Origin of the sequence: Stenotrophomonas sepilia, from assembly GCF_003244875.1 — a bacterium.
GTDB classification, from domain to species: domain Bacteria; phylum Pseudomonadota; class Gammaproteobacteria; order Xanthomonadales; family Xanthomonadaceae; genus Stenotrophomonas; species Stenotrophomonas sepilia.
This window is the reverse complement of the sequence record NZ_LXXZ01000106.1, coordinates 1-11,124: the sequence shown is the minus strand read 5'-3', so window position 1 is coordinate 11,124 and position 11,124 is coordinate 1. Positions and strand designations below refer to the sequence as shown.

Below are 11,124 nucleotides of genomic sequence, written 5' to 3'. Positions count from 1 at the left end.
GCGCGCGCGGGTTGGCCTGCGCGTAGCGGCGCGCGGCCGGGTCATCGAGCGGTCCGATTCGGTCGGCCTGGGCCGAGGCATGGAAGTACCACTGGGTCATTGCGGCGGCTCCGCGGCGCTGGAAAACCCCGAGTCTAGCGAGCGCCCCGGGGGGCAGGGCGACGGGGCCATGAACGGCCGGCATTTGCGGGGCAGGTGCTGTATTGCAACAATTATCTGGTAGCGCCGTTTTACCACCCCTCCAAACACAGCCTACCGCCATGTCCCCGACCCGCACTTCCCGTGGCCGCCTTCCGGTCGCGCGCCCTCTCGTTGCCGCTCTTTCCGCCCTGCTGCCGTTGGTAGCAGCCGCCCAGGAAACCCCTGCCGCCAAGGATCCGGTTGCCCTCGACACCCTGCAGGTCACCGCGCAGCGCCGTGTCGAGAACGCCAAGGACGTACCGGTTGCAGTCAGCGCGATTCAGGGCGAGAAGCTGGATGTGCTCGGTTCGGCCGGCGATGACATCCGCTTCCTGGCCGCACGCGTGCCCAGCCTCAACATTGAGTCGTCCTACGGCCGTGCCTTCCCGCGCTTCTACATCCGCGGCCTGGGCAACACCGATTTCGATCTCAATGCGTCGCAGCCGGTGTCGCTGGTATACGACGACGTCGTGCAGGAAAGCCCGCTGCTGAAGGGCTTCCCGCTGTTCGACCTGGCCAACGTGGAAGTGCTGCGTGGCCCGCAGGGCACCCTGTTCGGCCGCAACACGCCGGCCGGTGTGGTCAAGTTCGACTCGGCGCGCCCGTCGCAGGATGCCGATGGCTACCTCCGCGTCGGCTATGGCAGCTACAACAGCTGGAACGTGCAGGGCGCCTACGGCGGCCCGCTGACCGACCGCTGGTCGGCACGCGTCTCGGCGATCTACCAGCGCCGCGACGACTGGGTCGACAACACCCGTGTCGGTGCTCCCAACAGTGGCTTCGAAGGCTACGACGAAGCCGCCGGCCGCGTGCAGTTCCTGTACGAAGGCGATGACTTCGAAGCGCTGTTCAACCTGCACAAGCGCAAGCTCAACGGCACCGCCCGCCTGTTCCGCGCCAACATCATCCAGAAGGGTGGCAATTCGCTGGTCGAGAACTTCGACCGCGACAAGGTGGCCAACGACGGCGTCAACTTCTCCGACCTGGAGACCTGGGGTGGCAGCGCGCGCCTGCAGTGGAACCTCGGCTCGGTGACCCTGCACTCGATCACCGGCTACGAGACCGCCGAATCGCTCAACCGCGGTGACATCGACGGTGGCTACGGTGCGGCCTTCCTCGGTGCCGGCAACTACGGCCCGGGCCTGATTCCGTTCTCCTCGGAGTCGGCTGATGGCCTGCCGCATCACCGCCAGTGGACGCAGGAATTCCGCGTCGAGTCCAACGAGTGGGGCCGCTTCGACTGGCAGGCCGGCGTCTTCTACTTCGATGAAGACGTGACCATCAACAACTTCAACTACGACTCGCTGGCCCCGGGCAATCCGCAGACCGGCCACGTGGTGCAGAACCAGCGCAACAAGGCCTGGGCGGTGTTCGCCTCGGGTGACTTCGATGTCACCGACCGCTTCAAGCTGCGTGCCGGCGTGCGCTACACCCAGGACAAGAAGGACTTCAGCGCCAGCGTGCTGCAGGCCGTTCCGTTCGGCACCCCGGTCAGTGGCCCGTACCTGGCCAACACCGACGTCAACGACGTCAGCTGGGACCTGAGCGGCGTCTACAAGCTGACCGACGACATCAACGCCTACGCCCGCGTGGCCAAGGGCTTCCGCGCGCCGTCGATCCAGGGCCGCCTGGCCTTTGCGCCGGGTCTGTCGCAGGCCGATTCGGAGAAGGTCATCTCGTACGAGGCCGGCGTCAAGGCCGATCTGTTCGAGCGCCGCGCGCGCCTGGGCCTGAGCGTGTTCCGCTACGACGTCGATGGCCAGCAGCTGATCGCCGTGGGCGGTGCCAACAACACCGCCACCCTGCTCAACGCCGACAAGACCATCGGTCAGGGCGTCGAGCTGGACCTGGAGGCCTACCTGGCCGACAACGTCCTGCTGACCTTTGGCAGCAGCTACAACGACACCGAGATCAAGGACAAGAACCTGGCGGTGGCGATCTGTGGCGGCGGCTGCACCATCACCGACCCGACCACGGTGATCAACGGCCAGACCTACGCGCTGGTGAACGGCAACCCGCTGCCGCAGGCGCCGAAGTGGATCCACAACGCGACCCTGCGCGTGGGCTTCCCGCTCAGCGATGGCAGCGAGCTGTACGCCTACACCGACTGGGCCTACCGCAGTGCGGTGAACTTCTTCATCTACGAGTCGCCGGAATTCCGCGGCCGTAGTTCGCTGGAAGGCGGCCTGCGCCTGGGCTACAACTGGGGTTATGGCCAGTACGACGTGGCGGTGTTCGGCCGCAACCTGACCAACCAGACCCGCGTGGTCGGTGCGATCGACTTCAACAACCTGACCGGCTTCCTCAACGAGCCGCGCACCTGGGGCGTGGAGTTCACCGCGAAGTTCTGATGCGGTGGCTGCGGTAGTGCAATGAAGAAGGGCCGGCGCAATGCCGGCCCTTCTGTTTCCTGCTTTCTGTAGGGTCGAGCCATGCTCGACTGCCATGAGCCGAGCATGGCTCGGCTCTACAGAGGCATGGCTTACAGCGCGCTCTGCGGGCGCACCTTCAGCACCGCATTCTCGGTGGCGCAGTCGCGGCTGGAGTGCCGACCGGCCTTCCGCGCCGCCTCGATCTCCTTGCGTGCGGCCAGCAGGTCCTTGTTGAACGCCGCGTTGTCGTGCAGGCGGGCCACGGCGGCGGCGCCCATGAAGCGGCCTTCGAGGATGTCGCTCTGCCAGTGCACGTTGCACACCAGGCGGCTCTCGCCGTAGTTGCGGCCGCGGGCCTGGATGGCATCGGCGCGGTCCGGCGCGATCTCCGACAGGATCAGTGCCCAGGCCCAGCCGATTGAGGTGTGGCCTGATGGATAGGAACCATTCTTGCGCAGGCCATCCTCGTCCTTCGGCGAGCAGGTCGGCTCACCGTTGACCATGAACGGGCGCGGGCGCTGGTAGTGGTTCTTGGCCGCCTTGGTGGCGGCGCTGGCGTCGATCCGGCTGCGCTCCAGCAGTCGATACAGCGCCGGAGTCTTCACCGCATCGACGTCGATGTCGGCGGCGCAGGAGAAGTGGTTTGCACCCTCGGGGAAGCCGAGTTCCGCATCGACGCCGGCCTGGGCGAAGCGCGGGCTGCCTCGCAGCGCGCGGGCTTCACGGCTGACCTGTTCGTCCAGGGCGAGGGCGGCCGAACCGGCCACCGGCGGTGCCGGCACCAGATCGAGGCTGGCCGGAACAGCGCTCTTGTCCAGATAGCCCACGGCCTTGGTGGTGATGTTGGCTTCGACGGCGGTCGGCTTGGTGGCCGTGGCAGCACAGCCGGCCAGGGCCACGGCAACGGCGAGGCCGAGCAGCGGGCGGGCAGGGTGGGAAATCATCGACATGGACGGGCTCCGGAGGAAAAACATCGCGTCATGATCGCAGCCCGTGCGCGGCACCGCAGTGGCCATCGGTCATACGGCCAGACCCGGCATGGTCATCACAGGAGATGAAGAACGTCATCGAAGGGTGCCAGTCTGCTGAATCCGGGCGCAGCGCACGGACTTTCACGCGGCCGCACCGTGAGCATCGGCACATCGGCAGGCACCAGGGGCCGTCCAGTTCCAGCCGGGTCGGGGGGATCCGAAGACAGAGGGAGAGAAGCGATGCGCAGCACCGCAACAGGAAGTACCGTCCTGGCCCTGCTTCTGGGGCTGGCAGCAGCACCGACGCAGGCCGCCGACGTGGTCGGCGTGGCCTTCGTGCATGGCACCGGCGCGCAGACCAACGCCACCCAGGACTACTGGCAGCCGGCGATCATCGACACCGTGCGCCAGGGCCTGCCGAACAGCAGCAACTATGTGGTCATCAACTGTGACTTCACCCAGTACATGTGGAAACCGGAGGCCGCCGGCTGCCTGGCCAACCAGCTGACCGGCTTCATCGACAGCCGTGGCATCACCCAGCTGGTGGTGATCACCCATTCCAACGGCGGCAACGTGATGCGCTGGATCCTGTCCAACCCGACCTACGACAGCCGCTATCCGAAGATCATCCGCACGGTGCGCAAGGTCACCGCACTGGCGCCGTCCTCGGCGGGCACGCCGCTGGCCGATGCGGTGCTCAACGGCAATACCTTCGAAACGTCACTGGGCTGGCTGCTGGGCTACAAGAACGACGCGGTACGCCAGCAGCAGGTGGCCAGCATGGCCACCTACAACGCGCAGAACCTGTACGGCACGGCCGGTCGCCCGGCGCTGCCCAAGCCGTTCCGCGCGGTGGTCGGCAGTGACGTGGAATCGGCTGTGTGGGACAGCAACAGCTACTGCGGTGGCTATGCCGCCAACGTTGGCCTGGAATTCACCCAGAACTGGTTGTCGTCCTGCTCCGATGGCTTTCTGGAGTGCAGCAGCCAGAAGGCGGCCGGCACCACCTGGTTCACCGACAAAGCGCGCACCCAGGGCGCAGAACCGCTCAGCCACAACCAGAGCCGGCGCGAGTGCTTCGGCCTCGGCACCCTGCTGCGCAACGACCTGACCCAGTGAGAGAGATGACCATGACGACCCATTCCACCCTGCTGGCCAGTGCGGTGCTGGCAGTACTGTCCCTTTCCGCCGCGCAGGCCGCGCAGCCTCTGCAGGCGGCCCGCGCGGGCGATCAGGTGCCTGCCGCATTGGTGGCCGCGCCGCTGCCTGCCGATGAAAGCGAACACGCGCCGTTGTCGTTTGCCTGGGCGCTGGACCCGGCACAGCCGCTGCAGGCGGCCACGCCATATGCCTCGGTCAGCCGCAGTTACTGGCAGCAGGTCGATGGCACGCAGCTGCAGCGCGGCCTGGACCTGCCGCTGACGGCGCCGGATGCGGTGATCCAGCTGAGTCCGGCCGCAGGAGCCCGCGCGCTGCCGGCCAACACCCTGCAGGTGCGCGACCCGGCTGGCCGCAGCAGCGTGGCCCGCAGTGTCGATGCGCGCGCGCTGCAGGATGCCGGCATGCCGGTGAGTGATGGCAGCAGCATGCTGCGCACCGGCGCGACCAGTGCCGCCGGTGCGTACACCCTGCAGAGCACGCAGGCGCAGGGCCGCTATGTGGTGCAGGTGCTGGAGCCGAACAGCCCGCTGCGGTTGGAAGTGCAGGCCAACCAGGCGCAGGTGCTGGCCGGTGGCAACGTGCAGCTGCAGGCACGCCTGCTGGAAGACGGCGCCACCACCGCGCAGCTGGCATCGCGTCGTGGCGGCCTGGGGGGTGAAGCCCTGCTGGTCGCACCGGATGGCCGCAGTTGGCCGCAGCGTCTGCTGCGCACCACCGATGGCAGCCTGCGCGCGCAGGTGCGGATCCCGACCGACGTCGGCACCGTGCAGGGACTGTGGGAGCTGCAGGTGTTCGCCCAGGCCGATGGCGTGCTGCGCGATGGCAAGGTGGCCTTCGCGGTGGCACGGCCGACCGCGCGTTTCAGTGGCCATGCAGCACCGGACCCGTCCAGCCGCCAGGTGGCGCTGCCGCTGCAGGTGGCTGCGGCAGGCCGCTACGAGGCACGCGGCACGCTGTATGCCACGGCCCGCGATGGCCGGATGAAGCCGGTCGCGCAGGCACATGCAGCCGGGTGGTTCGATGGCCCAGGCGCCGGCCAGCTGGTGCTGCCGTTCGGCGAGGCCGCGTTGCCGGCCGGTTTTGGCGCACCGTACGAGCTGCGCGACCTGCAGCTGCAGGACCAGAGCCGGATGGCACCGATCGAGTCGCGCGCGCTGGCGTTGCGGTTCTGAGGTTGCGTGCAGCGGGCCGGGGTCCGGCCCGCTGCTCCTGCGTAGAGGCGAGCCCATGCTCGGCGGCCGTTTGCCGTGATCAGGAGCAGCCGAGCGTGGGCTCGGCTCTACAACGGCATGCCGATCACCCCGCGTATGCGGTCAGCCGGCCTTCCTGCTCGCAGACGGTGATCGCGCCGCCGAACACCGCCGACAGCGGTTCGTTGCGCAGCAGCTCGGCGCGGGTGCCGTCGGCCAGCACGCGGCCATCGCGCAGCAGTACCACGCGCTCGATCTCGGGAATGATCTCTTCGATGTGGTGGGTCACCAGCACCAGGGTGATGCCCTGCTGCGCCAGCACCCGCATGGTCGCCACCAGCTGCTCGCGGGCGACCAGGTCCAGCCCGGTGGAGGGTTCATCCAGCAGCAGTGCCTGCGGCCGGTTGACCAGCGCGCGGGCGATCAGCACGCGGCGGGTCTCGCCAGCGGACAACTCGGCGTAGGCGCGGTCGCGCAGGGACAGGGCGCCGGTCATCGCCAGTGTCTCGCCCACGCGTGCGCGCATATCGGCGGTCACTTCGCGGAAGGCCGGCACCACGTAGCTGGCGAAGAAGCCGGACAGCACTGCCTGTTCCACGGTCAGGCCCGGCATGTCGGCCAGATTGCTGCTGAGATCGCCGGTGACGATGCCGAGCTGCGATCGCAGCCGGTCCACCTGCCAGCGGTTCTGCCCCAGCACCCTTACCGCCACGGAACCGTCAACCTGCGCCAGCGGGTACAGCTCGCGGGTGATCAGCTTGATGAAGGTCGACTTGCCGCAGCCGTTGGGGCCGAGCAGGGCGGTGTGCTGGCCCTGTGCGATGCGCAGGCTGAGCCCGTGCAGCACCTTCACCTGGCCGCGCACCACGGTGGCGCGGTCCAGTTCGATCAAGGGGGGCAGCTCCGCAACGGGCGGGGCGGCAGTCATGGTGCTGGCGCGTGGATCAAGGCTCGACAACTCAGGTCCCCAACTGTGAACGGTGCCACGGATGGCGATGCGATACATCGCCGCAGGGATGCAGTTTGCAACGCAAGCGCCCATCATGTCTGCCATCCCCGCGTCGATCCGGAGAGCTGCCATGTCTGATGCCCTGATGTCCCTGTTGACCGGTGGTGTGCTCGGCCTGGGAGGGTGGGCCATGCTGGCGGTGTTGCTGTTCTTCACCCAGATCACCATCTTCTCGGTAACCCTGTACCTGCACCGCAGCCAGGCCCATCGCGGGGTCGATTTCCATCCGGCACTGGCGCACGTGTTCCGCTTCTGGCTGTGGCTGACCACGTCGATGATCACCCGCGAGTGGGTAGCCATCCATCGCAAGCACCACGCCAAGGTGGAGACCGAGGACGATCCGCACAGCCCGGTCACCCGCGGCATCGGCAAGGTGTTCTGGCATGGCGTGGAGCTGTACCGCGAAGCGCGCGGCATGCGCGCGGACATCGAGCAGTACGGGCGCGGCACGCCGGACGACGCGATCGAGCGCCACCTGTATACCCCGCACGCCACGCTGGGGCCGGTAGTGCTGCTGGCGATCAACAGTGTGCTGTTCGGCCTGCCCGGCGTGGCGCTGTGGGCGATCCAGATGGCGTGGATCCCGTTCTGGGCGGCGGGCGTAGTCAATGGCCTGGGCCACTGGTGGGGGTACCGCAACTACGAGTCGGCCGATACCTCCACCAATCTCACGCCGTGGGGGTTCTGGATCGGTGGCGAGGAGCTGCACAACAACCACCATGCCTTCCCCAGTTCGGCGCGCTTCGCGATGCGGCGCTGGGAGTTCGATATCGGCTGGAGTGCGATCCGCCTGCTGCAGGCGCTGCGCCTGGCCAGGGTGCTGCGGGTGGCGCCGGCCATGGACGTGCGCCCGAACATCGCCGTGCCCGATGCCGAAACGCTGAAGGCGCTGCTGTCGCACCGTTTCCAGGCGATGACCGATTACCAGCGCAACGTGTTCATGCCAGCCCTGCGCGAGGAGGCCGCGCAGGCCGGGGCCAAGCTGCGCCGCCTGCTGCCACGCCGGTTGCGCCGTGGCCTGGTCAACGATGGCCGCTGGCTGAAGCCGGACAGCCGCGCCCAGCTCAGCGCATGGGTGGCGCAGCGGCCGCGCATCCGCACCCTGGTCGAGTACCGCGGGCGATTGGCTGCGCTGCTGGAAGCCCGTGGCCACGACGCCGCCGAGCGCCTGCATCAGCTGCAGGCGTGGTGCCGCGAGGCCGAGGAAAGCGGTATCGCGGCGTTGCAGGCCTACGCCGCACGCTTGAAGGGCTACAGTCTGGTGGGCGCGTGAGGGCAGGGTATGGGCTTCTGCTGGCGGCGCTGCTGCCGGGTGCGGCGCTGGCCCAGGTCACCGACACCGCCAGCTATCTGCAGCGGATGGACAGCGATGGCGACGGCAAGGTCAACGAGGCCGAGTACGTGCAGTGGATGCTGTATGCCTTCGATCGCATGGACCGCAACGGTGATGGCGTACTGAGCGCCGACGAGCTGCCCGGCGGCAAGGGCAGGGCAATCCGCCGCGAGCAGCAGCGGCAGGTGATCGTGCAGCGCTTCCACAAGCAGGATGCCAACGGTGATGGCTTCCTGGATGCCCGCGAGCTGTCCGCGCCGCCGCGTTGAGCGGGCGTAGAATCGCACCATGCCCGAACTACCCGAAGTCGAAACCACCCGCCGCGGCCTGGCGCCGCACCTGCAGGGCCGGCGCGTGCATGGCGTGATCCTGCGCCGCGCCGACCTGCGCTGGCCGATTCCACCGGAAGTGGCCGAGCTGCTGCCGGGGCAGCGCATCGAGGACATCCGCCGGCGCGCCAAGTACCTGCTGCTGGATACCGCCATCGGCAGCGCCGTCCTGCACCTGGGCATGTCCGGCAGCCTGCGCGTGCTGCCCGGTGATACCCCGCTGCGGGCGCATGACCACGTCGACATCAGCCTGGACAACGGCCGCCTGCTGCGCTTCAACGACCCGCGCCGCTTCGGCAGCCTGCTCTGGCAGCCGGCTGGGGAGATCCACCCGCTGCTGCAGGGGCTGGGCCCGGAGCCACTGGACGACGCGTTCGACGGCGACTACCTGTTCGACCGCAGCCGGGGCCGCAGCGCGCCGGTGAAGACCTTCCTGATGGACCAGGCGGTGGTGGTGGGCGTGGGCAACATCTACGCCGCCGAGAGCCTGTTCAAGGCCGGCATCAGCCCGTTGCGCGAGGCAGGAAAGATCTCGCGAGAACGCTACCAGCGGCTGGCCGACGCGGTAAAGGAGATCCTGGGCTACGCCATCACCCGCGGCGGCACCACCCTGCGCGATTTCATCAGCCCCGATGGTGCGCCGGGCTACTTCGAGCAGGAGCTGCTGGTGTACGGCCGCGACGGGCTGCCGTGCCCGAACTGCGGGCGCGCGCTGAAGCACGCCACCATCGGCCAGCGCGCCAGCGTCTGGTGCAGCCACTGCCAGCGCTGAGCCGGCGACCAGCGGCAGCTGAACGGGCAGGGCGCGTCTCCGCTGCCCGTTAACGTTTGTCTGCCTATCATGGCCGACCTTCCCTCTGTGCCTGACGCGCCTGCATGCAACGACGCGACTTCATCCGCAATGCCTCCCTCGCCCTGGCTGCATTCGGCCTGCCGTCCCTGCCCGCGTGCGCGGCCAGCAGGAGCGGCCAGATGGGCCTGCGCCGCCTCGGCCAACCGCAGCCGTTCGACTTCGCCACCCTGAAGGGCCAGGCGCGCGCGCTGGCACAGGCACCCTACAAGAGCCACAAGCGGGTGTTGCCGGGCCGCCTGGAAGGCCTCGACTGGGACCAGTACCAGTCGATTGGCTACCGCCAGGACCATGCGCTGTGGGCCGACCAGCCCGGCAAGTTCCAGGCCAAGTTCTTCCACTTGGGCCTGTACTTCCATTCGCCGGTGCGCATGTTCGACGTGGTCGACGGCAAGGCGCAGGAACTGGCGTATGACGGCGCGGCGTTCAACTACGGCAAGAGCGGCATCAAGGATGGCGAGCTGCCGGCCGATCTGGGCTTCGCCGGGTTCCGCCTGAACACCCGCAAGGACACCGACCGCGACTTCGCCGCCTTCCTTGGCGCCAGCTACTTCCGCGCGGTCGGCAAGGAGGGCCAGTACGGGCAGTCCGCGCGTGGCCTGGCGATCGACACCGGCATGGGCAAGCCGGAGGAATTCCCGGATTTCATCGCCTACTACCTGGAACAGCCGTCGGCTGATTCGGACACGATCGTGGTCTACGGCCTGCTGGATTCGCCCAGCGTGGCCGGAGCCTATCGCTTCGCGATCACCAACGGTGACGTGCTGCTGATGGACATCGACAGCGCGCTGTACCCGCGCAAGACGATCGAGCGGTTGGGCATCGCCCCGTGCACCAGCATGTACCAGGTGGGCGAGAACGACCGCCGGATGGGCTGGGACTGGCGCCCGGAGATCCACGATACCGATGGCCTGTCGCTGTGGACCGGTGCCGGCGAGTGGATCTGGCGGCCGCTGCTGAACCCGCGCAACCTGCGTTTCAACATGTTCGTGGACCGCAACCCGCGCGGCTTCGGCCTGCTGCAGCGCGACCGCAATTTCGACCATTACCAGGACGACGGCGTGTTCTACGAGAAGCGCCCGTGCCTGTGGGTGGAGCCGAAGGGCGAATGGGGCGAAGGCTCGGTGCAGCTGGTGGAGATTCCCACCGTGGACGAGACCTTCGACAACATCGTGGCGTTCTGGAACCCGAAGGAAAAGCCACAGCCGGGCCAGGAGCTGCTGGTCGGTTACCGCTTGTACTGGGGCGCCGAACCGCCGGCGCGCCCGCCGCTGGCGCACTGCGTGGCCAGCCGCACCGGCCTGGGCGGTGTGGTCGGCAAGAAGCGCGAGTACTTCAGCTGGCGCTTCGCGGTGGACTTCGAAGGTGGCGAACTGGCCAGGCTGATCGACAAGGCCGAGGTCGAAGCGGTGGTGGAAGCCAGCCGTGGCCGGGTCGAGATCGTTTCGGCGCGCCCGCTGCGCGAGATCAACGGCTATCGCGCGATGTTCGACCTGGTGCCGCCGGAAGGCAGTACCGAGCAGATCGACATCCGCCTGTTCCTGCGCAGTGGTGGCAAGACCCTCACCGAGACCTGGCTGTACCAGTACACCCCGCCGCCGGCCGGTGCGCCGGAGCGCACGCTGTACTGAGTGGTTTGGGATTGCAGGGCTTGCAGCCCTGCACCCGCTTCAAGCCAAGGCAACGTCAAATGCGTGCATTCCGTGGGATGGCGGGGTGGGTCCGGGTG

9 protein-coding genes are annotated in these 11,124 nt (G+C 68.0%); 7 read left to right on the top strand and 2 right to left on the bottom strand.

The features are described 5' to 3' along the window. Positions 1 to 260 precede the first annotated feature (260 nt). Complete coding sequence (locus A7X97_RS20765) at positions 261 to 2,531, top strand: TonB-dependent receptor (protein ID WP_072167425.1); 2,271 nt, start codon at positions 261 to 263, stop codon at positions 2,529 to 2,531. Positions 2,532 to 2,662: 131 nt separating this feature from the next. Here the strand turns inward: A7X97_RS20765 and A7X97_RS20760 are convergent, their stop codons facing one another. Then, positions 2,663 to 3,502 (bottom strand): acid phosphatase, encoded by an 840-nt coding sequence (locus A7X97_RS20760; protein ID WP_072167424.1) that lies wholly within the window; start codon positions 3,500 to 3,502, stop codon positions 2,663 to 2,665. A gap of 261 nt (positions 3,503 to 3,763) precedes the next feature. On the opposite strand from A7X97_RS20760, the gene A7X97_RS20755 reads away from it, so the two are divergent. Together A7X97_RS20755 and A7X97_RS20750 are read left to right on the top strand one after the other, a co-directional pair. Beyond that, on the top strand, positions 3,764 to 4,642 hold the full coding sequence (locus tag A7X97_RS20755) for a hypothetical protein (RefSeq protein WP_072167423.1): 879 nt from the start codon (positions 3,764 to 3,766) through the stop codon (positions 4,640 to 4,642). An 11-nt stretch (positions 4,643 to 4,653) separates the two neighbouring features. Further along, the gene (locus A7X97_RS20750) at positions 4,654 to 5,856 is read left to right on the top strand and encodes a DUF4785 domain-containing protein (protein ID WP_088496600.1); all 1,203 of its coding nucleotides are present in this window, start codon (positions 4,654 to 4,656) and stop codon (positions 5,854 to 5,856) included. A 124-nt stretch (positions 5,857 to 5,980) separates the two neighbouring features. Here the strand turns inward: A7X97_RS20750 and A7X97_RS20745 are convergent, their stop codons facing one another. Further along, positions 5,981 to 6,802, bottom strand: coding sequence for an ABC transporter ATP-binding protein (locus A7X97_RS20745; RefSeq protein ID WP_053496707.1), 822 nt, complete (start codon positions 6,800 to 6,802; stop codon positions 5,981 to 5,983). Positions 6,803 to 6,953: 151 nt separating this feature from the next. Here A7X97_RS20745 and A7X97_RS20740 point away from each other — a divergent pair, with 151 nt between their 5' ends. The 4 genes from A7X97_RS20740 to A7X97_RS20725 all read left to right on the top strand — a co-directional run bounded on the left by A7X97_RS20740 (position 6,954) and on the right by A7X97_RS20725 (position 11,026). Next, a complete protein-coding gene (locus A7X97_RS20740; RefSeq protein WP_088496599.1) occupies positions 6,954 to 8,156 on the top strand; it encodes a DesA family fatty acid desaturase in 1,203 nt (400 codons plus the stop codon). Further along, the gene (locus tag A7X97_RS20735) at positions 8,153 to 8,485 is read left to right on the top strand and encodes an EF-hand domain-containing protein (protein ID WP_088496598.1); all 333 of its coding nucleotides are present in this window, start codon (positions 8,153 to 8,155) and stop codon (positions 8,483 to 8,485) included. Before A7X97_RS20740 ends, A7X97_RS20735 begins: the two co-directional genes overlap by 4 nt. Before the next feature lie 19 nt (positions 8,486 to 8,504). Then, complete coding sequence (gene mutM / locus A7X97_RS20730) at positions 8,505 to 9,317, top strand: bifunctional DNA-formamidopyrimidine glycosylase/DNA-(apurinic or apyrimidinic site) lyase (RefSeq protein ID WP_061480453.1); 813 nt, start codon at positions 8,505 to 8,507, stop codon at positions 9,315 to 9,317. Between the two features lie 104 nt (positions 9,318 to 9,421). Next, complete coding sequence (locus A7X97_RS20725) at positions 9,422 to 11,026, top strand: OpgD/OpgG family glucan biosynthesis protein (RefSeq protein ID WP_072167419.1); 1,605 nt, start codon at positions 9,422 to 9,424, stop codon at positions 11,024 to 11,026. The last annotated feature ends 98 nt before the right edge of the window (positions 11,027 to 11,124 follow it).

Bases quoted from the DNA above. Each gene is read 5' to 3' on its own strand.
- A7X97_RS20725 (WP_072167419.1), top strand. From the start codon at position 9,422: ATGCAACGACGCGACTTCATCCGCAATGCCTCCCTCGCCCTGGCTGCA.
- A7X97_RS20755 (WP_072167423.1), top strand. From the start codon at position 3,764: ATGCGCAGCACCGCAACAGGAAGTACCGTCCTGGCCCTGCTTCTGGGG.
- A7X97_RS20750 (WP_088496600.1), top strand. From the start codon at position 4,654: ATGACGACCCATTCCACCCTGCTGGCCAGTGCGGTGCTGGCAGTACTG.
- A7X97_RS20745 (WP_053496707.1), bottom strand. From the start codon at position 6,802: ATGACTGCCGCCCCGCCCGTTGCGGAGCTGCCCCCCTTGATCGAACTG.
- A7X97_RS20760 (WP_072167424.1), bottom strand. From the start codon at position 3,502: ATGTCGATGATTTCCCACCCTGCCCGCCCGCTGCTCGGCCTCGCCGTT.
- mutM (WP_061480453.1), top strand. From the start codon at position 8,505: ATGCCCGAACTACCCGAAGTCGAAACCACCCGCCGCGGCCTGGCGCCG.
- A7X97_RS20765 (WP_072167425.1), top strand. From the start codon at position 261: ATGTCCCCGACCCGCACTTCCCGTGGCCGCCTTCCGGTCGCGCGCCCT.
- A7X97_RS20740 (WP_088496599.1), top strand. From the start codon at position 6,954: ATGTCTGATGCCCTGATGTCCCTGTTGACCGGTGGTGTGCTCGGCCTG.